Origin of the sequence: Paenibacillus mendelii (assembly GCF_024498075.1) — a bacterium.
In the GTDB taxonomy this organism is placed as follows: Bacteria; Bacillota; Bacilli; order Paenibacillales; family Paenibacillaceae; genus Paenibacillus_Z; species Paenibacillus_Z mendelii.
Genome location: NZ_JANHOF010000012.1, coordinates 77,684 through 103,468, shown reverse-complemented (window position 1 = coordinate 103,468; position 25,785 = coordinate 77,684). Strand labels below are relative to the sequence as shown.

19 protein-coding genes are annotated in these 25,785 nt (G+C 53.4%); 1 reads left to right on the top strand and 18 read right to left on the bottom strand.

Translation table 11 applies throughout. From position 1 onward, the window contains the following. Positions 1–13 precede the first annotated feature (13 nt). From NNL21_RS26580 to NNL21_RS26570, 3 genes are all read right to left on the bottom strand, one after another. Positions 14–838 carry an ABC transporter permease gene (locus NNL21_RS26580; RefSeq protein WP_204821455.1) on the bottom strand — a complete coding sequence of 275 codons (825 nt, stop codon included), beginning with the start codon at positions 836–838 and terminating at the stop codon, positions 14–16. Between the two features lie 33 nt (positions 839–871). After that, on the bottom strand, positions 872–1,816 hold the full coding sequence (locus tag NNL21_RS26575; protein ID WP_204821369.1) for an ABC transporter permease: 945 nt from the start codon (positions 1,814–1,816) through the stop codon (positions 872–874). A gap of 91 nt (positions 1,817–1,907) precedes the next feature. Further along, positions 1,908–3,458: an ABC transporter substrate-binding protein gene (locus tag NNL21_RS26570; RefSeq protein WP_204821370.1), complete on the bottom strand. Its 1,551-nt coding sequence runs from the start codon at positions 3,456–3,458 to the stop codon at positions 1,908–1,910. A 638-nt stretch (positions 3,459–4,096) separates the two neighbouring features. Between NNL21_RS26570 and NNL21_RS26565 the strand changes: the two genes are divergently transcribed. After that, positions 4,097–4,900 (top strand): IclR family transcriptional regulator, encoded by an 804-nt coding sequence (locus NNL21_RS26565; RefSeq protein WP_204821371.1) that lies wholly within the window; start codon positions 4,097–4,099, stop codon positions 4,898–4,900. Between the two features lie 114 nt (positions 4,901–5,014). On the opposite strand, the gene NNL21_RS26560 is transcribed toward NNL21_RS26565, so the two are convergent. The 15 genes from NNL21_RS26560 to NNL21_RS26490 all read right to left on the bottom strand — a co-directional run bounded on the left by NNL21_RS26560 (position 5,015) and on the right by NNL21_RS26490 (position 25,664). Next, positions 5,015–6,226, bottom strand: coding sequence for a chromate transporter (locus NNL21_RS26560; RefSeq protein ID WP_204821372.1), 1,212 nt, complete (start codon positions 6,224–6,226; stop codon positions 5,015–5,017). Positions 6,227–6,521: 295 nt separating this feature from the next. Next, complete coding sequence (locus NNL21_RS26555) at positions 6,522–7,364, bottom strand: phytanoyl-CoA dioxygenase family protein (RefSeq protein WP_204821373.1); 843 nt, start codon at positions 7,362–7,364, stop codon at positions 6,522–6,524. A 32-nt stretch (positions 7,365–7,396) separates the two neighbouring features. Next, positions 7,397–11,872, bottom strand: coding sequence for an S-layer homology domain-containing protein (locus tag NNL21_RS26550; RefSeq protein WP_204821374.1), 4,476 nt, complete (start codon positions 11,870–11,872; stop codon positions 7,397–7,399). A 201-nt stretch (positions 11,873–12,073) separates the two neighbouring features. Then, the gene (locus tag NNL21_RS26545) at positions 12,074–13,723 is read right to left on the bottom strand and encodes a type 2 periplasmic-binding domain-containing protein (RefSeq protein WP_204821375.1); all 1,650 of its coding nucleotides are present in this window, start codon (positions 13,721–13,723) and stop codon (positions 12,074–12,076) included. Between the two features lie 88 nt (positions 13,724–13,811). Next, on the bottom strand, positions 13,812–14,699 hold the full coding sequence (locus NNL21_RS26540; protein ID WP_204821376.1) for a carbohydrate ABC transporter permease: 888 nt from the start codon (positions 14,697–14,699) through the stop codon (positions 13,812–13,814). Beyond that, positions 14,696–15,622, bottom strand: coding sequence for an ABC transporter permease (locus NNL21_RS26535; RefSeq protein WP_204821377.1), 927 nt, complete (start codon positions 15,620–15,622; stop codon positions 14,696–14,698). Before NNL21_RS26535 ends, NNL21_RS26540 begins: the two co-directional genes overlap by 4 nt. Positions 15,623–15,789: 167 nt before the next feature. Then, on the bottom strand, positions 15,790–17,631 hold the full coding sequence (locus tag NNL21_RS26530; protein WP_204821378.1) for a sensor histidine kinase: 1,842 nt from the start codon (positions 17,629–17,631) through the stop codon (positions 15,790–15,792). Beyond that, positions 17,609–19,291: a response regulator gene (locus tag NNL21_RS26525; RefSeq protein WP_204821379.1), complete on the bottom strand. Its 1,683-nt coding sequence runs from the start codon at positions 19,289–19,291 to the stop codon at positions 17,609–17,611. The genes NNL21_RS26530 and NNL21_RS26525 overlap by 23 nt, the downstream gene beginning before the upstream one ends. Before the next feature lie 400 nt (positions 19,292–19,691). After that, complete coding sequence (locus NNL21_RS26520) at positions 19,692–20,372, bottom strand: 3-oxoacid CoA-transferase subunit B (RefSeq protein ID WP_373567603.1); 681 nt, start codon at positions 20,370–20,372, stop codon at positions 19,692–19,694. A 37-nt stretch (positions 20,373–20,409) separates the two neighbouring features. Then, on the bottom strand, positions 20,410–21,099 hold the full coding sequence (locus tag NNL21_RS26515; RefSeq protein ID WP_204821380.1) for a CoA transferase subunit A: 690 nt from the start codon (positions 21,097–21,099) through the stop codon (positions 20,410–20,412). 17 nt (positions 21,100–21,116) lie between these two features. Next, the gene (locus NNL21_RS26510; RefSeq protein WP_204821381.1) at positions 21,117–22,316 is read right to left on the bottom strand and encodes an acetyl-CoA C-acetyltransferase; all 1,200 of its coding nucleotides are present in this window, start codon (positions 22,314–22,316) and stop codon (positions 21,117–21,119) included. Next, complete coding sequence (locus tag NNL21_RS26505; RefSeq protein WP_204821382.1) at positions 22,316–23,638, bottom strand: MFS transporter; 1,323 nt, start codon at positions 23,636–23,638, stop codon at positions 22,316–22,318. Before NNL21_RS26505 ends, NNL21_RS26510 begins: the two co-directional genes overlap by 1 nt. After that, complete coding sequence (locus NNL21_RS26500) at positions 23,639–24,427, bottom strand: HpcH/HpaI aldolase family protein (protein WP_204821383.1); 789 nt, start codon at positions 24,425–24,427, stop codon at positions 23,639–23,641. Next, positions 24,417–24,752, bottom strand: coding sequence for a cupin domain-containing protein (locus NNL21_RS26495; protein WP_204821384.1), 336 nt, complete (start codon positions 24,750–24,752; stop codon positions 24,417–24,419). Before NNL21_RS26495 ends, NNL21_RS26500 begins: the two co-directional genes overlap by 11 nt. Before the next feature lie 24 nt (positions 24,753–24,776). After that, the gene (locus tag NNL21_RS26490; RefSeq protein ID WP_204821385.1) at positions 24,777–25,664 is read right to left on the bottom strand and encodes a DUF6282 family protein; all 888 of its coding nucleotides are present in this window, start codon (positions 25,662–25,664) and stop codon (positions 24,777–24,779) included. Between the last annotated feature and the right edge of the window lie 121 nt (positions 25,665–25,785).

The window sequence follows — 25,785 nt, the reverse complement described above, 5'->3', positions numbered from 1 at the left end:
ACCGGCACCTCCCTTATGCACGTTTCTTGGCTTCCCGCGGGTCAAGCAGATCACGAAGGCTATCCCCAAGCACGTTCAGACAAAGAACGGTCAGAAAGACGGCGCCGCCTGAGATGATCGAGTACAACGGGGCTTGGGACAAGAAGCTGCGTCCCGCATTAAGCATCGACCCCCATGACGGCGTCGGCGGCTGCACACCAAGACCGAGGAAGCTTAGCGCCGCTTCGGTCAGAATCGCGGAAGCGAAGGTCAAGCTGATTTGCACGAGGAGCGGCGACAGGCAGTTCGGCAGAATAACGCGGAACATGATTCTGGCGTCCCCTGCACCCATCGAATGCGATGCCTCCACGAACTCCCTTCCTTTCAACGTCAATACACTGCTTCGGGTAATGCGTGCGAATATCGGAATCGATACGAGACCGATCGCCAGCATCGCGTTATAAATGTCCGGGCCAAGCACCGCCATGACAGCCAAGGCCAGAATGATCGAAGGAAAGGCGAGCAGGCCGTCCAGGAAACGGCTGATTAAGGTGTCTATCTTGCCGCCGTAATAACCGCTGATTAGCCCCAATACGACCCCGCCGACCATCGCAATAATCGTTGAGCAGATCCCGACGATAAGCGATATGCGGCCAGCGTAGACGATCCGGGTGAATATATCTCTGCCGATCTCGTCCGTTCCGAGCAGATACGAGCCGGATGAGCCAATAAGAGGCGCATCAACAATCTCGTCGAACTTATATGGCGTAATGAACGGCGCAAGCAGAGCAAGGGCGGCAATGATGCCGAAAATAATCAAGCTTATCAGGGCGGTTGTGTCTTTCCATATTTTACTCATCGTATCCCCCTGCCCTTCGTAGTAACATGCGGCTTAATTGTACTTGATGCGCGGATCGAGCATGGCGTTGATCAAATCGGCGATCAAATTGATCACGACGATGAAGACGGCCGAAATGAGCACCGCAGCTTGAACAACATCATAATCGCGGGACAAAATCGATTGGATCATCAGCCAGCCGAGTCCGGGCCAAGCGAAGATTTGTTCGGTGATGACCATCCCGCTCAGCAGGAGGCTGAAGTTAAGCGCCACGATTGTGATCAGGCTCGGCAGCGCATTGCGGGCAACGTGCTTGCCGATTACGATCCATTCGGACAAGCCTTTCGCTCTAGCCGTACGGATGAAATCTTGACTGATCACTTCGAGCATGCCGGATCGCAAGAACCGGAAAATTTGTGCCGAATTGATGATCCCGACTGTAATGACGGGCAATATCAAAGCTTTTATATGCGCCGAGGGCGATTCGGCGAACGAAACGTACCCGCCTGCGGGCAGCCAGTGTAACTTGTAGGCAAACAGCAGCATGAGAAGCACAGCCAGCCAATATGCGGGAACGCTGAAGCCGAACAAGGAAAATACCCTCGCCAGCTTGTCGATCCAGCTGTTCTTCTTGAGTGTGGCCATAACGCCGAGCGGAACCGCGATAATAATCGAGAGCAGAGCTCCAAGAACGGCCAGCTCAAACGTCTTCGGAATTTTATCGGCTAGCAGCTCGGTTACCGGCTTGCCATCGAACATCGATTTGCCCAGGTCGCCGCGAACGACGTCTGCGATCCAATTACCGTATTGCACGACGAGCGGCTTGTCGAGTCCCATCTCAGCCGTAAGCGCGGCAACGGCCTCCGGCGCCGGATCCATGCCGAGCCTCATTTGGGCGGGATCGCCTGGAAGAAGCCTGAACGTAAAGAAGACGATTAACGTAACGAAGAATAGCACCAGAATGAGTTCAGTCAACTTTTTAAGCAGCAGTTTTAACATGCCGTCCCTCCTTCCCTGCGAATTAAGCAGGAGCGGATGCAGGCGCAGCGGGTTATCGCCGCGTGTGCTGACCGCCCCTATCCGGACTGGATTATTTCTTCCAGACTGATTCGAAGTACATTTTTTGCTGCGGGCTAGGAATGAAATCCTGCACTTTCTTCGACAGTCCTTGCGCTTGCACCAGACCGCCGACTATAATAGCCGGCGTTTCCTCCAGCACTTCGGCCTGCAGTTCTTTGAGCACCTTGGCGCCCTCTTCCTCCGGCATCCGGCTAACGGTGAGCAGCTTCTCGCTCCACGCTTTGTTCTCCCATTGAATCGCCCCGCCGTTCTGCTTGCCATACATATGATTCAGCATGTCAACCGTGTTCGGCTTAGGCGTGCTGCCGGTAAGAGCCATGTCGTATTGCTTCTGGTTAAATACGCTTTCGACCCACTGGGCAATTTCGACCCCTTTTAGCTCGACGTTAAGACCGAGGTCCTTCAGCGATTGTTCGGTAATTTGAGCGACCGTATCGTACATCAGGTCGATTTTGTGGTAGACAAGTGTAATTTTCTCGTTGTTATATCCGCTTTCCTGAAGCAATTGCTTCGCTTTGTCCAAGTCTTTCTCGTATTTAGTTGCGTCAGGGTTGAAGTTTGCATCGCCGCTAGGAACCGGTGAGCTCCTTACAACAAAGTTGCCGAACAGCGACAGCTTGATTTTCTCGCGATCCAGTGCGTAGTTGACGGCTTGGCGGAATTTGACGTTATTAAATGGAGGCTTAGAGTTGTTCATGAGCAGGAAATGGTTCGCCACGGTTACATCGTCTTCGATCTTGACCAGGTTCAGGCTCGGGTTATTGGCAACCTGGTCCACTTTGCTGGTCGGTACGATATCGATGACGTCGACTTGGCCATTGATGAGCTGCAGGTTTTTAACTTCCGCGTCCGGTACGGTCAAGATTTCGATGCCGTCCAAGTACGGGAGCCCTTTTTTCCAGTAATTCGCGTTCTTCTTCAGCACGATCTTTTCGTTGCGGTTCCACTTCTCGAAGACGAACGGGCCGGTGCCGACCGGATTCTTCACAAGATCCACCGACGGATCGTTCGGAATGACGAATACCTCGATGAACGAGTCGAGCAGCAGCGAGTCTTTATTCGAAAGCGTGACGGTCAAGTGCGTCTCGTCAACGACTTTAATGTCTTTGATCGATTTGAGCAGCACGTTGGTACGTGTCGCCTCCTTCGCGTTCGCTTGTTCAAGCGAATATTTGACATCGTCCGCAGTCAGCTTCCGGCCGTTGTGGAACGTAACGCCGCTTTGGATCGTCAAGTCGTAGACCAGGCCGTCTTCGCTGATCTTGGCTTCTTTCACGATTCCCGGAACCGGCTTTAGCGTTTTTGGGTCGTATTCCATCAAGCTATTGTAAATCGATAGAAAGGCGTTGCGGTCGTTGAGCGTCGAGTACAAATGCGGGTTAAGCGTCGTCGGCTCGGCACTTTGGGCGAACTTCAGAATACCGCCCGATTTGGGCGTTCCTTCTGCAGCGCCGTCTGAGGGAGCCGGCTCATTGCGGTTATCCGTATTGCTCGAATTGCTGCAAGCAGCAACTGAGACTGCAAGCAAAATGATGAACAGTAAGCTAAACGTTTTTTTCATGGAGACTTCCCCTTTATGAGTTAATTCCCACTTGCCCTTACATCATCCGGATCATTGCCTGCCCTCCCTGTCCCGGATCAAAAAGAACGCTTACATAGCTTCTACTGGTACGAGCCCGACATACGCTTCACACGAGAATTTGCGGTGTAAACGCCTTCACAACACATTTAAACAATGTTTATAAAAATGATAAGGATAATATAATCGCTATTATAAACATATGTCAACATGTAATTTATTATAAAATAATCACTTTATTCATAAACAAATGACTGAAATGACGATTACAAACACAATAACAACGTAAAAAACCGCAGCGTTTTCTATAGAATATTAGTCGATTAGTCGGGAATTCGACGCATTAAGAACGTCGTTCTAATGATTTCAGTCCTCATTGATTCACAAATTCGAACTATTTCCTCCTATTCACATGATTTTCTTGCAATTCCCCTCCTTTCCCAACCTGTTTTCAGAGCCTAAAGACTCATTTATAGCTCAATATTTAAATGGTGTTTAAAAAAAGTGTTCATTTATCGTGAGGGACATGTTATACTGGCAAAAAAGTTGCGCCTCATACCCTTTATTTTCGCTATCGAGCACAAATGGAATCGTTTTCAAAAGCAAGCGAGGTGTTAAAGGTGGAACTGACTAAAAAGTATAACGTCCCCGCATTGGATAAGGCGATTTCCCTGATCGAAACGCTATCTGCCCGAGGTGAGCCGATCGGAGTAAGTGAGCTTTGCAAACTGGCCGACATGCCAAAGACGAGCGTTTTCTTTATCTTGAATACGCTCGAGCAGCACAGGTATATCGCGAAAACGGCTGACGGGAAGTATGAGCTCGGTAACTCCTTTATCCATATCGGACTCAGCTTGCTCCACAAGCTGGATATCCGAAGCGTGGCTAGGCCATATATGGATAAACTGCTGCAAGAGACTGGTTTTTGCGTACATTTGGCCGTTCTCGACGACGGGCAGGCGATGTATGTGGAGAAGGTGGACAATCACAGCTTCGTTAAGTTCTCGACGTATATCGGTCAGCGTCAAGCCTTGCACGCTTCCGGCGTCGGAAAAGCGATCGCGGCGAATATCCCGCTCACCCTGCTGAACAAAATCGTGCAGGAGAACGGACTTCCCGCCAGAACGGAAAACACCATTACGAGATGGAAGGATTTCAAGGAAGCTTTGGAAGCGATTCGCACCCAAGGCTATGCGGTCGAGGACGAAGAAGGAGAATCGGGGATTCGCTGCATCGGATCCGCCATATTGGATCATCATGGCCAGCTGAAGGCTGCGATCAGCATCACCGCATTGCGCGCCGACCTGCCGATTCACGACATACCCGTTATTGGGCACAAGGTACAGCAGACCGCGCTCGAAATCTCGAGGCAATTCGGCTATCCTGAGCCGGTCGAACCGGCTTCCGGGGAATCCGACAAATAAAGGACGCACCGACGCCAAGGGGCGAATCTGTTCATTCGCAGCAGACTTACAGGAAATCAATGCGCGAATTCATTCGCCCTGCGGCCGGTGATGGGCAGCCAGCCCTATCGAAAGTCAAACAAGTGCCATTAACGCCCCGCCAATCGCACCTGCAATCACGACAACCCACGGCGGAAGCTTCCAGAAGACGAGCATCGCAAACAGAATCGAAGCCAAGGCAAAGTCGGCAGGAGATAGAATCGCTGTCGTCCAAATCGGATTATAAAGTGCCGCCAGCAGGATGCCGACAACGGCTGCGTTGATCCCGATTAGCGCCCCTTGAACCTTCGGGCTTGTCCGCAAAGAATTCCAGAACGGCAGTGCCCCCACGATCAACAGAAAAGCAGGCAGAAAAATAGCCGCTGTGCCTATTAAAGCACCCTTAATCCCGCTTATCATCGCTCCCAGATACCCGGCAAAGGTAAATAACGGTCCAGGTACAGCTTGCGCCGCCCCATATCCGGCCAAGAAATCTGCCTCGCTGACCCACCCTGTCGGCACGACTTCGCGTTCGAGCAGCGGAAGGACGACATGCCCTCCTCCAAATACAAGCGACCCTGACCGATAGAAGCTGTCAAATAAGGACAGCCAGTCCGCGGCAGCATATTGCCTGAGCAGAGGCAGCAGAATGAGGAGTCCAAAGAACACTGCCAAGCATAGGACGGCAACCCCTCGGCTTATAGGTACAGATAGGCCGGATGCTTCCGGAGCAGCCGTTTTTCGATATAACATCATGCCGACAATACCCGCAGCGACAATAAGCAGAACTTGGGTGAAAGCAGTCTGCCATAAGAGCGTGGCGGACGCAACCAAGATTGCGATTGTTGCCCTGCTGCGGTCGGGGGTCAGCTTTTGCCCCATGCCCAGTACAGCCTGTGCGACGATAGCTACGGCGACGATCTTAAGACCGTGAATCCATCCCGCGCTACCAATATCGAATCCCTGTAATATGAAGGCGAACAGAGCCAGCGCAATCACCGACGGCAGCGTAAATCCAAGCCAAGCCGTCAGCCCGCCGAGCAATCCTGCGCGTATCACGCCGATGCCGATACCAACCTGACTGCTGGCAGGACCGGGTAAAAACTGGCACAGCGCGACCAGATCCGCATAGCTGCGTTCGTCCATCCATCTGCGGCGGCGTACGTATTCGTTATGAAAGTAACCCAGATGAGCGATTGGACCTCCGAATGAGGTAAGACCGAGCTTAGTCGATACCGTCCAGACTTCCAGAAGAGCCCGTGCTCTGCTCTGAGGTTCATGTTGGAAGGCGACATCCTTCTTTTCCACGTGCTGTTATTCCTCCTTGGCTATTTCTTTTTTGAACAGCAAACCGTCCGAGAGATGCCCGGAACACTGATTAATATAACATCTCGTAATATTTCTTCTCTACATTAATAAAGGAATTTACGACTTCTTCATATCCACGTACAAAACAAACAGCCTTAGTTCTGATGAGATTCAAACTAAGGCTGTATTTGCAATTGGTTCGATCATGGCGAATCAATTCGAGGCTTCACCTAACCGCAGCTTGCCCCTTTTTATTCCAATGATTAATCACTCTGTCTCGCTATCACCCTACAGATTATCGGGTCTTGCTTGACAATAGCTCACGATCGAGGAGCGGTTTACCCGTTTCAGCGTAGCGTGCTGAATACGATGATGCTTGAAACGCGAAAGCGCGTCTATGGCTGTCTGTATGATTGCTTTTGCTATGATGAAGCGTTTCCCGATGAAAGAATACGGCGTCTCCCGGTTTCATGGCCTTGCAGGGCATGCCGTTCTCCGGTGCGGCGGCACGGCGGTGAGCCCCTTCTTCATTCAGATTCGGCTGTCTCCCTGAACGATGCGAGCGGGGAGCAATCCATAGACCGGCATTCTCCTCTGTTATGGTGTCCAATGCAATAAAGCCGTTCAACATATGACCGAGGATATGCGTGTACTGGTTGTCCTGATGCCATTCCAAGCCTTTGCCGCGAGGCGGCACGACAGCGTACATGCCCATCCACAGACGTGCGGCATCGCCAAGAATTCCTTCCAGTACCCCTACAACCTGAGGATCCCGGAGCATATGAGCGGTAGCCGGATACTGCTGGCCGTGCTTGTCGAAGTGCGTGAACGGGTTTGACCTCCATTCCCCATTGCTTGAGCTGCTTGCAAATGCTTGATGCTCCTGGTTGATCGCATCTACGGTCTCTAGCGTAATAAAGCCTGGTGCATAGAAATAGCCTTCCCGATAAAATTCTTCTACCATCTCGTCTGTAAGTACGAATTGAGACACAACGGCCGACATCATAATCCCTCCTTGGTAGATTATGTATTCGGCCATCGTTGTTCGTTTCCTGCATCGTGTAATAAACCAGTAGGAGAATACCCAGAAATAATAGAAGATGACCTTATAGCGGTTCGACAGAGGACCGTCCGGCATCGCCGGACGGCCCTTTACATCTCCGATTCGCTCTACCCTTCCTTGCTCTCCAAGACATTCAACAACAGCACGACTGCTTCCGCCCTAGACGACCGATCGTCCGGTGCAAACCGGTTGCCGCCCTTGCCGTGAACGAAGCCCTGCTCTGCGGCTTCGGCTATGAAGCCCCTCGCCCACGCGGCTAACTTCGCATCGTCGGTGAATGTCGTCTTCGCCGCCTCCGCTGCCGGAATACCAGCCGCTCTCAAGGTCATTGCCGTCATTTCTGCACGGGTCACGGCGTCGTCCGGACGGATCGTGCCGTCTCCATAGCCGGTTACGATCCCCGCTCCTACGGCCAATGCCAGCGCATCCTTGGCCCAGCTCCCAATCCGGTCTGCGTCCTTGAATGCAAGGGCCCCTGGTTCACCACCCGGCTGGATAGCTCTAATGAGCATTGCCACGAATTCCGCCCGGGTAATCGCAGCGCCTGGTCTGAAGCTTCCATCGTCGTATCCCTTGACGATTCCCCTCGTCGCTGCTTCCGCAATGCGGTTCGCCGCCCAATGTCCGGCCGTGTCCGTGAAGGAAATGCCGATCTCCGTTTCCGGATCCGGTTTCGCTTGCTCTGGCAAGCCCATAACGGCGAACTTGGTGAAGTGAACCACTTCTGCGGTAATCGCGCTGCCTTCAACGATTCCGCCGATCTCTATCCATTTCTTGGCCGCTTCGTCATAGTACGCGATGACTGCCCGTTGTCCCGGCTTCAATTTCGACGGATCGAACACCATCTTGATCTTGACCGGCTTGCTGAACTTGCCCTCGGTATCTTTGAGCAGCTCAAACACGGAGCTTAAGAGGACATCATCGTCGCCGATCAATCCCGCGATTCCGGTCAGCTTCTCGATCGTGATGCGCATCGCTTGCTCCGAAGCGTCTGCCGGTATGTCCAGCACAAGCTCTTCGCCCAGCTTGACCGTCCCTGAACCTCTCACAGCGATTATGGACTCCATCTTGTTCGGGCTTGAGGCCGCTGCCGGCCAGTAGCCGCCCGGTATGCTGCCTCCATTGCCGCCGCCGTCTCCGGGAATTGGTTCCCCCTGCACGAATTTCATATCGCCCCAGTTCGATTGATCGTCACCGTTGCCGACCCACATGATCTGGCCCCATTTATCAAGGCCGCCGTCATGCGTAGCAAGCAGCGTCATGCCGATCTTCCCGCCCTTCTTGGGCTGGAATGGAGCAACCTGCAGCTTGCTCCAAGGAATCTTTGCTTCCAGCTTATAGGTCGTGCCCTCGATATGCGAGGCCAGCTCCACGCCTTCGGCGCCATCTAACGTATATTCCACCTGGCCCCCGCTACGGCCTTCACGCAGGAAGATATGCGGCTTTCCATCTGGACCACCGGGCGTCATGAAGATCGCGTAATCGCCGTCCCGGAAGGCGAAGCCCGATTTCTCGTTCTTCAAATCAAGGAAAAGCATCGTCGCGTCGGAGAGGTACATCTTCTCTCCGGTTTCGGTGAAATGGAGCGCATTCGCCGTACGTCGCTCCGAGAAGTACAGGTTCTCATCATCCCATTTGATCCGGTATCGTGCCGTCAGATCTTCATCTTCCGCAATGCCGCCCCATACCGTACCGAACTTCTTCACGTCGTCCGCGTTCTTGCTGACCGTGAGCTCCTCTGCTCCTTTCCATTCCGAATCGTCCAGTTTCCCGTCAACGGTTATCCGGGCATCGGCCTTCATCGAGGTATATTGCCTTGCCGAATCGCCGACGGGTGTCCCTGCTTCCTTATACAAGCGGAAATACGTATACGGATCGACAACCTCAAAGTCGAGCTCCGGATAATGGGTCTTCACATAGTCGACCGCGTCCACGATGACGCTTGGCTTCGTCAGCAGAATGCGGGTGTTCAGGAAGTTTGGCGTCCGCTTCAGCGCCGTCGCCAGCTTCTTCCCGAGCGCGACAGGATCGGTCTCCTGAACCCAGCCCAGTGAGGAAACCGCTGCGAACGGCGTACCGTTTACGATTGGCTCCTCGAAGCCGCTGTTTGTGCCGACTCCTGCAGGTGAAATCCGGCTGTATGCCTCCTGAACCTCTTTGGACACCGTCCACGATAGGCCACTGATCAGAAACCCGGTAATATCGAGGTCGTATTTGGCAAACCATTGCTTATTGTACGCTTCCCAAACATTCAGGAATGGAGGAAGCCCATCCGGCCGATTCCCTGCTGTCAGCATCATCGGGTTGAGATAACCAGCTCCGTTGTCGCCCGCGACAATATAATCATTGGGTGTGAGTGTGCTGTACACGCGATTGTATACCATCGGAACCCGATTGGACGTATTGGGGACGAGTGACCAGGCGAGCGGCAGCTCGCCGCGTTTCGGATCATCCCACATCGCCGGCAGAGCGCCATAGGTCCAGGATGCGGCGTCATAATCGGACATATAGAACGTGACGTACTTCTTGTTCGGATCAAACGTCTTTCCGTTCGCACCTTTGTCGTTGTTCTGCTTGTACTCAGCAAGCGGTGGAACCGACTGATAGACGGAAGCGTTACTGATGCCGATCATGCCGTACGCATCCGCATCCAACTGTGCATTGTATTTGGATAAAATATCGACATACGTCCATTCCGCCATGACCGGATCGTAATTGGCGCTGTCGTCGATCATGTTCGAGTATTTAATGAAGAATGGCACGAATCCGCCCACGGTAATAATGTTTTGTCCGGCTTTTTCGTTTTGCGAGAGCAGCAGTGACGTCAATGTATTATAGTCCGTCCCCAACGGCTGTCCCTTGTCGTCATTCGGTATGCTCGTATGGTCAGGACTCAGATCGAAGAAGAACGCCTTATTCGCAATATAATAGTCGGCATTCGGCAGGTTCGTATTGTACAGATCCGGGTAGATGAACGGCTCGTATGGGATCAGTTCTTCCTCCGGCGGATCCGGAATCACTCCGTCCTGCGTCACTGCAATCGTCTTCGTATAGCGATTACCGTACCAAGCGTGTCCATCGCGAATCATTTCGGCCGCGAAGGCATAATTGCCGGGCGTACTCGGCGCGACGAGCGTAAAAGTGAACGTCTTGCTCTGCCCGGACTCGATTCGGTCATCCTCGGCCAGATAGATCCGTTGATTGTCCGGCGTTACGGAATAACCAAGCATCCGATCCCACCTCAGCGCGTTCTGTGACGGAGATCCCAGCCGGTCAAGCGTTTCTGCCGTCCATACCGTCGTACCTGTGTTGTCGACCGTAAGTGCAACGTTCATACGCTGTCCGGCCTTCATCACGTCCGGAATATTACCCGAGGCGAACTTGGCATTAAACTCGCCGCCCGGCGTATGAGCCTGATCGATAGGCTGCATCGGCCCGCCTTCGACCGGTTCCGTCTCTTCCGAACCTGGTGCCTCGGGTTCAGCAGCAACAATCTCGATTTCGCGGTGCAGCGCTTGCCCGCTCATCACCTGCACGCCGTCCCTTACCATACCGGCCGCGAACATGTATGTGCCGGGTACTGACGGTGCCTTGATCCGGAAGCGGAATGTCTTGCGCTCGCCCGGCTCAATGCTGTCTTCCGGATTCAAATAGATACGCTGATCCGTCAGACTATCCGAGAACCCGCCGCCGATCGGAATCCATTGGAGCTGATTGGCGCCCTCCGATTTCAACCGGTCCAAGGAAGTAAGCTTCCAATCTTTCTGACCAGCATTTTGGACCGTTACCGCAACTTCCACCTCTTCTCCGACGTTCATTCGCTTCGGTATATACGCGGAATACATGCTGAAGCTAAACGGTCCTTCCGCCAAATGCCAGGATACGCCATCCAGCGCATTCGCCATCAGTGTCGGATGGGTTCGTCCCGTGTCCAGATAAAGGGCCTTCGCCCATAAATAAGCATCATTCTTGGCGCTTCCGCTGCTTGGCTGGTCAATATCCGGGATCATTCCCGTGCCGGTAAACTTCCCGACCAAATTGCGTTTGACTTCGATTCCCCGCTGCACGACCATCTCGTCATACACGCTTCCGGCGGAAGGGTCGTAACGGACAGGCAGCAATTTATCCACACCCGCGATCGTGGAAGCAACATTAGCGGTCGCTGGAACATTCTCATCCCATAGAACGATCCCTTCATACAAACTGTCGAAACGGGACATCAGGCTGAAAAAGTCGGTTTCGGTGACACTATCGAACCCGCTTAAGTATTCGCCGGGCTTGTTCAGCTTCTCGTACCAGTACCGGTCCGTATCGATTCCCGATTGGGCCGCGACGCCGTTTGTTTCATAGAAATAATAGATTTGGGGCTGTTCCCGGTTGGCCAGCCCCTGCAGCGCGCTCGCCAGCTTCAAATAATCATAGGCCAGCTTCGAGCTGATGCTCTTCTTCTGATCGATGAACGCCTTCAGATCGAATATGTACAGCTTATCCCCGGCTTGGTCTGCCTCCGCCGGCCGCGCTCCCGATAAAACGCTTACAACAGTGAAGAGACAAACGATCAGAATCGATATTCTTCTTCTCATCTTCATCATTCAACCTCGCAGTCCCTTAAAATAGAGTTCGTTAGCAGACCAAAGCCAATCCGCCAATGCTCTCCTCGGCCCATCCTTATTGAAAGCCTGCTTGTGTATCTCGAGTCCACCTTCAGCTTAGTCATTTCACGGCATGCGAAGCCTCCAATCCGTAACAATAGGAGACTTCACACCTTCAACCTTTGTCGTATACTAGTTGTTGTTTTCTTCAAACTCTTGAATGGATTTCAACCTTTCGTTCACGATATCGCGCCCGCCGTTCGTCTCAAACGCTTCGAACATTTCCTTCGTGATCTTGCGAGTCTCTTCCTCCGATTTGGCGTAAATCGCCTTCGCCTGCCACTTATCGAACTCGGACCACATCTGGCCCCACTTCTGCTGCTCGATCGGACCGGGCGTCGTCAACTGGTAAGCTAGTGGCAGCGGTTTACCCCGGGCCTCCTCCCAAATTTTCCCCATTTGTGCTTCTTCCGTCCGCTGATTCACAGACTCGACGGGAACGATCATGAAGCGCAGCAGATTATAGACTCCTAGCCCCGTCCTCGGAATAAAATCGCTGTTCGGCTTATCCCGCTCCGTTTTATATTCCGGTTTCATATCGTAGAGACCCTCGGCATTCTTCGCGTAATATTTGCCTTCCTCGCCGTAGTTGAGCACTCTAGCACCGTCATTGGTCGCATTCCAGTTCAGGAACTCCATCAGACGCACCAGATTATCGCCTTTCTCGGCGAATTTCTTCGAGACCACGATCCCCGAGAACGCCCTCGGACTCGGATTCGCATACTCGGGAAGCGGCTTGCCAGGCACGCGGAAGGGCGCGATTGGTACAAATCGGCTTCCGGAATCTACGGCCTTTAAAGCAGCATTGTTCTTGTCCATATCCCAATAGATACTGACCGTATAGCCCACCCGTCCCGAAGCGAGCTTCTCCATATATTGATCAGGCTGCTGAGTAAGCATCTCCGGATCGAGCAGCTTCTCGCGATACAGCTTGTTCATGTACACCATATACTCTTCCACTGCAGGGTTGTTCCATTGGAACATGAGCGTTCCGTTCTCCACCGACAGATCCATCCAGCTGCGGGTCCAAGCGCTGGCGATACCCTGCTTGTTTCCATCGAACGTCGCCGGAATAATCTTCTTGCCATTGACGTCTGGAATTTGGTCCCGGAATGCCTTCAGCACCTCGTACAGCTCATCCGGCGTCTTGGGCGCCTCCATACCAACCAGCTTCAACCAATCCTCCCGAATCGCCGGTCCGACATCGGCCTGCAAGATCGCTTCGTGCTGGGCAAAGTTGGTCGGGATCATATATATATTGCCGTCCTTCTTGTTGCGGTACACGGCATTGTTGTATTCGGTATTCCCGTATTTGACCAGATCCGGGTATTTCGCAATCCAATCGTTCATCGGAATGACCAGGCCGGCTTCGCCCATCTTCTTCACGATCTCAACGGCCGCATCATAGTTCTCTATCTCCATCACGTCCGGGACATCGCCACCGGCCAGCATCAGATTGAGCTTCTCGACGATTTTGTCCCCAACCTTCTCCGAGATGAACTGGATATCCACTTTCTTATTCGCCTTCAGCCATTCATACATTTCATTGTTCGGCTGCAATACGTTGGAGGAGAAATTGTGGAATACGAATTTCAGCGGTTCCTGCTGCGCATCTCCCCCGTCCGCTCCTCCCTCACTTTTCCCGGCATGGCCGTTCTCCCCGGCGTTTCCGACACTGCCTGCATTGTTCCCGCCGTTATTCGATGTGCATCCCCCAAGAACGAGTGTCAACGTAAGGCATGCGATTAATAATGTCATCAACGATGCTTTCCTTCTTTTCATGCCGCCTCCCCTTTCATAGTTCTGTCTGATCGTTCTGCCAATCCGGTTTCATCCATGCAGGGCATTCGTTCGAATGGTGCCTTCGGCGCTATCCCTTGATCGATCCCACCATCACCCCCTTCACGAAATACTTTTGCAGGAACGGGTACAACATGATGACAGGAAGAATGGTCGCGATCAAGGTCGCCATTTTGACGGAATAGCTTGTGACAGTTCTAACGCCTTCACTCGACAGGTCAGCTACCCCGCCGGCGATCATCTTGGTGCTGTCGTTCTCCCGGATAATGCTCATGAGCAGCGTTTGCAGCGGTACCAGGTTCGGATCGCGCACATAGACGGTGCCGGAGAACCAGTCATTCCAGTGCCCGACGGCCACGAACAGGGAAATCGTCGCGAAGATCGGCATGGAGAGCGGGACGACAATCCGGAAATAGACGATCAGATCACTGGCCCCGTCGATCTTCGCCGATTCCTCCAACGCTGCCGGAAGCTGCTGGAAGAAGGTACGGAACAAGATGAGGTTCCATGCCGAATAGAGAGAAGGAACGATGTATACCCAGACGCTATTCAGCAGATGCAGATCCTTCAGCAGCAAATAGAATGGGATCAACCCGCCGCTGAAGAACATCGTGAAGAGCACCAGGACATTGACAAGCTGCCTTCCGCGCAGGTGGCGCTTGGACAAGCCATAGGCCATGAGCGACATGAGGAAGACCGACAATATCGTGCCGACCACCGTTCGGAAGATCGTGACTTTATAAGCGTTCATAATTTCCGAACGGGCGAAGATGACCGAGTAATTGTCCAGCGTGAATACCCGTGGCCAGAAATAGATGCCGCCCCGCATAGAATCGATGCCCTCGTTCAGCGACAGCATGACGATCCGCCAGAACGGAAACAAAATGGAGAACGACAGCACGATCAATATTGCATAATTCACGATCGTAAACAGCTTCTCAGCTTTGCTCTTTCTCACAATATCCCCTCCTCACCCAGCAGCTTGACCAATGCATTCGTCAGCAGGAGGAGGGCCAGACCGATGACTGATTTAAACAGGCCGACCGCGGTAGCGATGGAGTAATTGGCTTGAAAGATACCGGCCGTCATGACGTAGGTATCGATGATCTGCGCACGATCGAGCACCATTGGATTTTGCATAACATAGATTTGGTCGAAACCGGCGTTCATGATATTGCCCGTTGCCAGGATAAACAAGATGATAATCGTCGAGCGGATGCCGGGCAGCGTAATATGCCACGTCTGGCGCATACGCCCCGCACCGTCCATGACCGACGCCTCATACAGCTCTTCGTCGATGCCGGACAAGGCGGCCAAATAGATAATCGCTCCCCAGCCGATACCCTTCCAGATATCCGAGGCGACGACGATCCACCAGAAGTAATCCTCGTTGCCGAGCCAGAAGATTGGCTCCCGTATCAACCCGAGGCTCATAAGCGCCGTATTGACGATGCCGCCCTGATCAATCGTCAGGAGCTCGTACCAAATGCCCGACACGACGACCCAGGACACGAAGAACGGCAGGTACGATATTGTCTGCACGATGCGCTTGAACATTTTCTTCCGAACCTCGTTAAGCAGTAAGGCAAGCACAATCGGGGCCGGGAAGCCGATCGCAAGCTTGAGCAAGCTGATCATGATCGTATTGATCATGATCGGCTTGAAATTGTAATCGTTGAAAAAATCCGTAAAATACTTGAAGCCCGCCCAAGGGCTATTCGTCACTCCAGCCACGATGTCGTAGTCCTTGAATGCAATCAGCAGCCCGTACAGAGGCTGATAGCAGAATACGAGAAACCAAACGACCCCGGGAAGGATAAATGCGTACAAATAGCGGTTGTTCCAGATGTCTCTTCTAAAGGCGAATTGTGCTTTGTTCATTCCATGTCTCCCCATGCCGTTCTTGCAAATTCGGTTGCTGCGGCCAAGCCGATTCCGTTTTTGCAGCGCTTACATTCCACGCTTTCAGTATAGAATGAACCGTGGGGAGAGCGGAATTTCGTATTCTACGCAATGTTCTAAGTATTTTATGATATTTATTACGAAGCCTAGCTGTCGGCCGGATTGGGGTCATCGACAACGACCGGAATCGTGACCGTCACTTTCGTTCCCCACCCGCGCTCGCTGGTGAGCCCAACGCCGTACTGACCGCCGTATACGATGCGGATTTTCTCATGGACGTTGAGGATCCCGTAACCGCCCGCAAACCGGTAGTCGCCCGGACTCGGGGTATGCTCGATGCCGATGCCGTCGTCGATCACCTCCAGCACGATCCGCTCTCCGGCGCGGAAGCCATGGATCCGAATCGTGGTCACGCTATCGTAATTATGCTCCGCGCCGTGTATGATCGCATTTTCCACGAAGGGCTGAAGGAGCAGCTTGAGCATATAGCAGCGTTTGATTTCTTCCTCGCAGTCGATCTGCACACGAATCCGTTCGCCAAGCCGTTCCTGCTGGATGTCGGTATAGGCGGTGATTTGCTCCAACTCTTCTTCGACGGTCAAAAACTCGCGCCCCTTGTTAAGTGACAGCCGGTAGAAGGTCGATAGATTGTCCACCATCGTCGCGACTTTATCGCTTTCATTGTCGAGGGCTGCCCACTTGATCGTCGCCAGCGTATTGTATAGGAAATGTGGATTGATTTGCGCTTGCAGCGCCTTCACTTCGGAATCCCTTTGAATTTGCTGACTCGATTTCAGCTCCGTCACAAGCTCCTTCATCCGTTTTATCATTCGGTTGAAGCTGCGGGCCAGATGGCCTACTTCATCTTTACCGTCGATCTCGACGGTTACATCCAACTCCAGATCGCCGATCTCTTCCATCTTCCTGGACAGAACCGCGATTCGCCGGGTCAGCACGCTGGCGATGACAAGGCTGATCAGGAAACTGACGGCAATGCTGAGCAGCGCGATGGCGATCGTCAATTGCTGGACCGATTTGGCGCTGTTCAACAATCGCTCGATCGGAATTTCCCGGAAATAGGTCCAACCGTAATCCGTACCTTTGCTAAAAACGATCAGCTTCTTCGCCTTCCCGTCATCAATCTGGAAGAAGCCCCCGCTCTTCCCCTCCATCTCCGAGGCGTAATCGCGCAGCAGCCCGGCCGTGGCCGTCCCTCCTTCATCGTTCTGGAACAGCACGCTGTTTCCCGCATCCGTAATGAACAGCCGATCATCGTTATCGCCTGCACCACCTCCAGACCGTGCCGCTTCATACTCCCCGAATATGGCATCGTATTTAATGTCGGTCTCCAGAATGCCGACCAGCGTCTCCCGATTGAAGACGATCGGCTTGACGATCGCCACCCGCTTCTGGCGTGCCACCCGTTCCAGCTTGTAAGGCGGTCTCAAATCCTCGTCGGTAATGAGCCATACTTTCGCATTCTGCATGCGGATAAAGTCGGTCACACCGGCCCCTTCAACGTCGCCGAAGTATGTTTTATACCACCAGCTTTTCTGCGCGCTCTCTAGATTGATCAGATTGACGCCGTCTTCCGGCATGGTGTCGTTCTCTTTGTAGATGAGCATGTCAAGCACGCTTTTATTCTTCTCCTTCAGCTTCAAAGCGTCACGGATGACAGTCAGGTATTGATAAGAATAATCGGCAGGGGAAGTATACGTCTTGAACAAAGCGAAGATGAAATTATCGTCGGTAATGATTTGATTGGCGAGCTCGTCGTAGGTGTTCAGCTTGAATTCGATATTCATCCGGATTTGCTCGAGGGTCCGGAAATATTCATCGCTGGCCTGCCCAGAAACATATTCGCGCGCGTTATAGTAGGAGAAGACGCCCACAATCAGAACCGAAAACACGATCAGCGTCCCGTAACAAATCAGCAGCTTGTGCTTCAGATGCAGATGGTGAAAATTAAACCTCATTCTCCGTTTCATGCGCCGATTCCCCTCCCGATCCCGTACGCCGGTCAGATTCACCAGGCAGAAGAGCATCCCTATACTCCTTCGGTGAGAGTCCGAACATGTTCTTGAAGACAAGTCCGAAATACGACAGGCTCTTGAAGCCGGTTTGCTCGGCGATTTCGTATATTTTGAGGGGAGTCCCGGCTAGCAGCTGCTTCGCATGCTTCATCCGAATCTTCGTCAGATGCTCGATAATGCTCTCGCCTACATGCTCCTTGAACACATTGCACAAATAATTCGGGGTCAGGAATACCTTCTGGGCAAGATCCTGAATTGTTATCGATTGACCGTAATCGCTTTCAAGAATTTGCTTGACCTTATGGATAACGGTGGAATGCCTGCTCGACCGGTCGCCGTGGATATGATGAACCATGGCTGACAGCCGACCGGCCACCCAGTCGCGCATATCAAGAATCGAACCGAGCCGGTTCGCATCATCCCAGGCGCTGGCGGGCATGACTCCATCCCGTGCGGCCGCTGCCCGGCTCCGCTCCCCGCTGTCGTGCAGAATGCGCTGAACGTCGCTAATCACCCGGAAGCAGAGTACCTTCATATGCTGTTCCTGCAGCGCGGGAGGCAGCCTTAAGACCCCGGTCAGAATTTCATCTAAACGTGTCTCCATCCGAGGGTGGTCGCCGATTGCCGCGCTTGAGACCATATCCTGATACGTCTGCTCCAGATCCGGCGGTACAGTGCCCAGCGGACCCAGATCGTCGAAGAAGATCGTTTTCCCTTTGCCCAGATAGAACCTCTGCCTGAGCGCCATTTCCGCTTCGCGATACCCTTCCCCCGCTTCCCCGATGCTGCCCTTCCACTTGCTAATGCCGATGGTCAACGTCCGGGACAGCTTTTCCTCGATCAACACCTTCTCCGCGTCGATCCGATCCGTGAGCAGATCCCGTGATTCGTCCGCCTCCGCAATCAACCCATACCCGCCTTCCTTGTAGGCCGTCAGCATGCCGCCAAACCGGACAGCCATCTCCGCTAGCAGCCGGTACAATGCAAAGTGGAACTCTTGTCTGCCCCCATCGGGCTCCTCGACCGCTTGCTTCAAAGACCGTTCATCCGGCCGAATCGATAGGATGTAATAGCCGGCGGAAGGCAGCGGAAGGGACAGGAAAGCGGCCCTTTCGGATATCGCCGTCTCGTCCGTCGCGAAGCCTCCAAGCAGATCCCGGACGAATTGGTCCACAAGCAGCGGCTTGCTCGCCTCCAGCTGTTCCTGCAGCAAGCGCAGCTCCTGCCTGCTGCTTCTCTCTGCCTCGAAGACAGAGTTGATCTTGGCCAGCTCCTCCTTCATCTTCCTGAGGACGATCGGTTTCATCAGGAAGGATTGCGCCTGCAATTCAATCGCGGACTTATAGATTTCGAACTCCTCATATCCGCTGATAATGATGATTTTGCAGTCTGGCTGCTCCGCCTTCAGTGCCTTGGACAGCTCCAGCCCGTTCATGCGCGGCATCTTCACATCGGTGATTACCAGGTCCGGCCAATTGTCCCTCGCCGCCTCAAGCGCCTCGACGCCGTTCGCGGCGCAATGCACCACCTGCATGCCGTAGTCCTCCCAAGGGATATGCTTCAACAGCCCTTCGCGCTGCCTCTTCTCGTCATCCACGATCATGACCTTCAACATCGTCACTCGCTCCTCCGATCGAAAAATAAGGGACTCCCCCCGAGGAAGTCCCTTTAAGTGTGTTCGTAAAGACCCGACTTTCTGAACAAATATGCCGTGATCATGGTATTTATTGTAAGCCATTTACCGAACTTACGCTAATATAAATATATTTATAGCACTTTGGCATAGCCGTGATACATTCGGTTCGCTTCACCTAATATACTCTTATGAACGATATAACATTAAGGCCCTGCATGTACTTTCGGGACACAGACTGCCTAATTAGGACCGTATCATCCCCTCGCATCCACGAAAAAAAACCGACCCCATTGGCCGGCTTTTTCATTCGCGATAACACGCCCTGTGGATATGTAATCCACGGTTCATCTCCGCGTATACATGCTTAATCATTCGCCTATTAAAATGCATCCAACACGACATCCTCCGCTACGAGGAGCTCTGCCTCTGTGCACGCCTTAATCGCCTCGACCGTATAGCCGGAAGCGACCTCGACGAGACGCAGACCGTCCGGCGTGACATCGATCACCGCCCGGTCCGTAATGATACGGTTAACAACACGCTTGCCCGTTAACGGCAGGCTGCACGCACGCAAGATTTTGGGCTGGCTGTCCTTGTTGACGTGATCCATGACCACGACGATTCGTTTCGCGCCATGTACCAGATCCATTGCTCCGCCCATCCCCTTGACCATCTTGCCGGGAATCATCCAATTGGCCAGATCTCCCTCACCGGATACTTCCATCCCGCCCAGTATCGCCAGATCAATATGTCCGCCACGGATCATGCCGAACGATTCTGCGCTGTGAAAATAGGCCGCACCTTGGGCTGCGGTGATCGTTTCCTTGCCGGCATTGATGAGGTCGGGGTCAAGCTCGTCCTCCGCCGGATAAGGTCCGATACCGAGCAAGCCGTTCTCCGATTGCAGCACAACCTGTTTATCCGCCGCCAAGTAATTCGCCACCAGCGTCGGAATGCCGATGCCCAGATTCACATAGAAGCCATCCTTGATCTCACGCTCCGCCCTTCTGGCGATCCGCTCCCGAACCGATAGTTTAGTATGATCCATATTTGTAATCATCATCCTCTCTTGCTTCCCGGGCCGGGTGCCATATGTCTTACGCCCGAACCGTACGCTTCTCGACCCGTTTCGTCTGCCGGCCGGCGATAAGCCGCTGGACATAGATCCCTGGAGTCTGGATCGTTCCCGGGCTCAACGTACCGGCTTCGACGATTTCCTCCGCCTCGGCGATCGTCATTCTACCCGCCGCCGCCATGATCGGATTGAAATTCATCGCCGTTTTGTTGTACACCAGATTCCCCATCCGATCCGCTTTCGAGGCAAGGATTAGGCTGAAGTCGGCTGTCAGCGATTCCTCCAGTAAATATTCCTTGCCGTCAAACACGCGCGTTTCGCGGTTGGCAGCAATTGGTGTGCCGACGCCCGCAGGCGTGTAGAAAGCCGGAATGCCGGCTCCGCCTGCGCGGATTTTCTCAGCCAGTGTGCCTTGCGGGATGAGCTTCACGGTAATCTCGCCCGACAACGCCTGCCTCTCGAACTCTTTATTCTCACCCACGTAGGAGGCGATGATGGTACGAATCTGCTTGTTCCGCAGCAGAAGCCCCAGGCCGAAGTCATCCACACCGCAGTTGTTGGAGATAATCGTCAAATCCTTGACCCCCTTCTCCACGAGCGCCGTAATCAAATTCTCCGGTATGCCGACAAGTCCGAAGCCGCCCACCATCAGCGTCGCTCCGTCCTGAATATCCGCTATCGCCTCCGCATAAGAAGCTGCTATCGTTTTCAATTCACTTCCTCTCCTTCCTAACCGGCATTCGGCCGCTCGACGATTGTCGCAACGCCCTGACCGCCGCCAATGCAGAGCGCGGCAAGGCCGTATTGCGTCTTGCGGCGGTTCATTTCATGCAGCAGCGTCACCAGAATGCGCGCGCCGCTGGCGCCGATCGGATGGCCGAGCGCAATAGCGCCGCCATTCACATTCAACACGCTCGAATCGAGCTGCAGTTCCTGCGCGACTGCAAGCGATTGCGACGCGAACGCCTCATTCGCTTCAATTAGTCCGATGTTCGCGATCGTCAAACCGGTTTTCGCAAGCACCTGTCGAACGGCCGGGACAGGCCCAATGCCCATGACCGCCGGGTCGACACCAGCCGAAGCGTTGGCGCGAATGACTGCAAGCGGCGTAAGCCCATACTCCTGCGCCTTCCGGGCGCTCATCAGCACCAGCGCGGCTGCGCCGTCGTTAATACCCGAGGCGTTGCCCGCCGTCACAGTACCGTCCCGCTTAAAGGCCGGACGCAGCTTGGCAAGTCCCTCCAGCGAGGTGTCCCGTGGATATTCGTCCGTATCCACGACGATCGCGCCGCCTTTGCGCTGCGGAATCTCGACGGGCACTGTTTCGTCCGCGAAGCGCTTGTCCGCGACCGCCGCCGCTGCCTTCCGCTGGCTCTCCAGCGCGAAGCGATCGAGCTCCTCCCGGCTCAGCGAGTACCGTTCGCATAGATTCTCAGCCGTTACGCCCATGTGATAATCGTTCGCTGCGCACCATAATCCATCACGGATCATGCTGTCCACGAGCTGATGATCACCCATTCGCAAACCGTCGCGGGCACCCTGCATAAGATAGGGAGCATGGCTCATGTTCTCCATTCCGCCGGCAACGACGACTTCACTGTCCCCACCGCGGATCGACTGCGCCGCCAAGTGAACCGCCTTCAAGCCGGAGCCGCACACCATGTTGATCGTGAGCGCCGGGGTCTCTTGCGGCAGACCTGCCTTAAGAGAAGCCTGGCGCGCCGGATTCTGACCGAGACCCGCTTGCAGGACGTTGCCCATGATGACTTCATCTACGACTGCTGCGTCCAGGCCTGCACGCTTGACCGCTTCCCGGATCACCAAGGCGCCTAACTCAACGGCGCCTACGTCCTTCAACACTCCCTGAAAGCTGCCGATCGGCGTCCGTACAGCACTGACAATGACAACATCCCGTTCGTTCCTATCCATTACAAATCCACTTTCTTCGTCTCAGGTCCAAGCAGCGCGCCAACCGTGATGAACAAGCCGCCGATGACCAATATGACAATTGGTGTAAACTCGTAAGGCATGAAGTTCTTCAGACCGAGCATGAAGAACGGTGTCATAGCCGGTATGATCAGCGCCAGGCTGTAGCCGATCCCATAGCCCGAAGCGCGCACGCCTGTGCTGAAGCGCTCGGAAATATACGAAGTGAGAACCCCGAATACCGGAATCGCCAAGCAGTTCACAAGCACAACGAGCACGATCAGCTTCGCCGTACTTTGATAGCCGCCGTTCAGCAGCATGTAGTAGAACAATGGCGACAAGGTGAAGCTCAGAACACCGAAGATGATCAGCACCGTTTTGCGTCCGATTTTCTGGCTGATCGCGCCGGCGAAAATGAACAGGAAGAACATGATTACATTCGTTACAAGCTGGGCGTTCGTTGAATCGACACTGTTGACATTAAGATATTTAAGAATGCCGGGCAGCGAAGAGACAATCGCGTTCGTAATGAACCATACGCCGCTCATGACGAGGAATACTTGACCGAGCAGGGACAGGTTCTTTTTGCTGAACAAATCCTTGATTGGATTTTCCGCCTTCTTGGATTCTTCCCAAACCTTCGACTCTTCGACGTTTCGATACGTATAGATGAATAATATGAAGCTCAGCAATGCGCCGATGATGAATGGAATGCGCCAGCCCCATACCGCATAGAGGGAAGTGGCGTCGCCCGCCGGGAACAGCTGAAGCGTACCCAATGTCGCGAGCGATACGACGATCGTACCGGTTGGAAATCCTGCATTAATGAAACCGCCATACATACCGCGCTTATTCTTAGGCGCATATTCCATCGCCAGCGGATTCGCTGACGTGTATTCGCCGCCCATAAAGACACCTGAGATTAGACGAAGTGCAGCGAGCAGCAGCACGCCGCCAAGACCCAGCGTTGCGTAACCCGGCAAACACGCGATAAGCAGTGTCGTGACGCCGATGCCGAGAATCGAGACCAACGTCGTCTTTCTGCGGCCGATTTTATCACCGGCATAACCGAAGATGAACGAGCCGATGGGACGGCCGACCAGGGAAAGAACGAAAATCAAATAATAAAGCGTTGTCGCTAACGTTGGTGACAAATCCGCAGGCTGGAAATAGATCATCGCCGGACCAAGCGCGATAATAGGCAGGTACACGTCAATCATATCGACCGAAAAACCAAAGTACGCCGCGATTAATGCCTTCTTGCCTTGACCGTTCTTATTCGAGCTGTCTGCTGTTGGTGCCTGAGTTGCCTGAATGGTGCTCATCTAAGATTCCCCCGTATATTCGAGTTCTACATTGCTTTTTGTCTGGATGATTGCATCAAGCGATTGTTTAAAAAAGGCCACGTCGGACGACCATACGATATAAGGAATACGCTGCTGGAGCGCAAACTTATATTGCGCTGCATTCGTCACGGCAATGCCCGGCATCTTCCCCGCCTGCCTGCAGGCATCCAATATCGATCGAACAGGTGCGGCTAGTTCACCCTCGATATAATCAGCCCCGGTAACCCCTAAGCACACGCTTAAGTCGAGAGGTCCGATGAAGACGGCATCCAGTCCTTCAACGGCGCACAGCTCAGCGATGTGTTCGTAAGCGTTTACAGTTTCGACGTGAACAATGATCGTGCTTGCCTCGTTCTGATCTTCCACATACGTGCCTGGTGTGTGTCCGAAGCCGGCAGCACGGTGGGCATAGGTGAGTCCCCGCGAACCCTGCGGCGGATATTTGGCCTTGTCGACAACATCCCGGACTTCGCCTGCCGTATATACTTGCGGAACTTGAACGCCCGCTGCGCCGAGGTCCAGCGCCCGCAGAATCGACATCCTGCTTGCATCGGGAACCCGGATTATACTGCTCATGCCGTGCAAGTCGGCGACCCGCACCATCCGCTCCACCTGTCCAAAATCCAGCGTCGTATGCTCCATGTCGATCACGATGAAATCGAAGCCGGCATATCCGAGCAATTCGATGGTTTCCGCCGAGTCGATCTTGACGAACGTCCCTACTTGGGACGTATCCGATAGACGCTTCTTGAACACATTAGGACGCATATTCATCCCTCTTCGGCGTAAACACATCCAGGTTGTAGACGGGCTCATCGCCGACCACTTCCGCGTAATGCATCACATCCGGCGGTACGGCGAGCAATCCGCCCGCTTCCAGCAATACGGACTCATCCCCGATATGGAATTTCACTTTTCCGCTTAGAATATAGACGATTTGCTCATAGGCGTGACTATGCGGCTTCGGCTCGTGTCCAGGCTGCAGAACGTGAAGAGCCAGCGTCGCTCCTTCTCCGCTGAATGCTTTGCGCGTTACGCCTTCGCGAACGAGAACCTCCTGCAAGGTGTTCCAATTAGCTGCTTTTATACTCATGTTGATTTCCTCCCCTGTTGTCCGTTAGCCTTCCGCCAAGAACGTCGTGTTCTTGGTTGTCATCGTCTTGATTTCTTCCTTCGAGAAGCCATTGTTATGCAGATTGGTGACGAAGGTGATTAGCCCTTCATCGGGATAGGGATTGCTCGTTTGACCCAAGTCGCTGGATAAAATGCAATTCTCCGGTCCAACGAACCGAATCGTCTCATAGAGCGCATCCCAGTCGATGCCATAATGCGGCGTAATGACGCCGAAGCATTGCTCCATATATGCGCCGAGCCCGGCCAGCTCCTTCTGTTCTTCCTTGGAGAGATTGACAGAAGAAAAGGTTGGGTGCGTGACGACAACCTTCTTCAAGCCTTGCTCCTTCGCTGCGGTAACGAGCGCATAGATCTCTTCCTTACCCAGATGACCGGTAGCGAGGATGAGGTCATTCTTTGCGGCGATGTCGAGCACTTCCAGTACACTCGGCTTCAGCTTACCGTCCTCAAGAATGGTAATGCCCGCTTGCACCTTGCCCTGCTTGCTGAGCTCGAATTGCACCTTCGCCCAGGGCGGCAATTCTTCATAACTGGTCTGATTAAACATGTATTCCATTTCGTTGGCTGCATCGAACGTAGGCATCCAGATGATCTTGGCGCCAACCCGCGCAGCCATCTCCACCGCGACCGGATTGATGCCGCCTACCGTATGATTAAGGCACAGCGCGCCGATCGGATTGAGATCGGGGTACACTTTCTTCACGATCCTCGCGCGCTCACCCGTGCAGAAGTAATGGGATTTAATGCCGAAGCCCTTCATCCCGATCTTCTGAATGCGCTCCGCCATATCCAGATCGTCAAGCTTCCGCGGACTTACATCCGGTCCTGTGTGTACGTGCAGATCATACGCGCCTTCCAGCAGTTCTTGCATCGCGTTCTCCTCGCCTTCTGTCGATTCTCTTCTAGGTTGATAAGACAGCTGCATTGAATTAGATATCATAATTCGTAAATCATATATCTTTTTGAATATGATTATATATTAAAAGTCTTTG

Coding starts and splice junctions, on each gene's coding strand:
- NNL21_RS26580 (WP_204821455.1), bottom strand. CDS start 838: ATGAGTAAAATATGGAAAGACACAACCGCCCTGATAAGCTTGATTATT.
- NNL21_RS26575 (WP_204821369.1), bottom strand. CDS start 1,816: ATGTTAAAACTGCTGCTTAAAAAGTTGACTGAACTCATTCTGGTGCTA.
- NNL21_RS26570 (WP_204821370.1), bottom strand. CDS start 3,458: ATGAAAAAAACGTTTAGCTTACTGTTCATCATTTTGCTTGCAGTCTCA.
- NNL21_RS26555 (WP_204821373.1), bottom strand. CDS start 7,364: ATGCCGGACGGTCCTCTGTCGAACCGCTATAAGGTCATCTTCTATTAT.
- NNL21_RS26550 (WP_204821374.1), bottom strand. CDS start 11,872: ATGAGAAGAAGAATATCGATTCTGATCGTTTGTCTCTTCACTGTTGTA.
- NNL21_RS26545 (WP_204821375.1), bottom strand. CDS start 13,723: ATGAAAAGAAGGAAAGCATCGTTGATGACATTATTAATCGCATGCCTT.
- NNL21_RS26535 (WP_204821377.1), bottom strand. CDS start 15,622: ATGAACAAAGCACAATTCGCCTTTAGAAGAGACATCTGGAACAACCGC.
- NNL21_RS26530 (WP_204821378.1), bottom strand. CDS start 17,631: ATGAAACGGAGAATGAGGTTTAATTTTCACCATCTGCATCTGAAGCAC.
- NNL21_RS26525 (WP_204821379.1), bottom strand. CDS start 19,291: ATGTTGAAGGTCATGATCGTGGATGACGAGAAGAGGCAGCGCGAAGGG.
- NNL21_RS26520 (WP_373567603.1), bottom strand. CDS start 20,372: ATGATTACAAATATGGATCATACTAAACTATCGGTTCGGGAGCGGATC.
- NNL21_RS26510 (WP_204821381.1), bottom strand. CDS start 22,316: ATGGATAGGAACGAACGGGATGTTGTCATTGTCAGTGCTGTACGGACG.
- NNL21_RS26505 (WP_204821382.1), bottom strand. CDS start 23,638: ATGAGCACCATTCAGGCAACTCAGGCACCAACAGCAGACAGCTCGAAT.
- NNL21_RS26500 (WP_204821383.1), bottom strand. CDS start 24,427: ATGCGTCCTAATGTGTTCAAGAAGCGTCTATCGGATACGTCCCAAGTA.
- NNL21_RS26495 (WP_204821384.1), bottom strand. CDS start 24,752: ATGAGTATAAAAGCAGCTAATTGGAACACCTTGCAGGAGGTTCTCGTT.
- NNL21_RS26490 (WP_204821385.1), bottom strand. CDS start 25,664: ATGCAAGAACTGCTGGAAGGCGCGTATGATCTGCACGTACACACAGGA.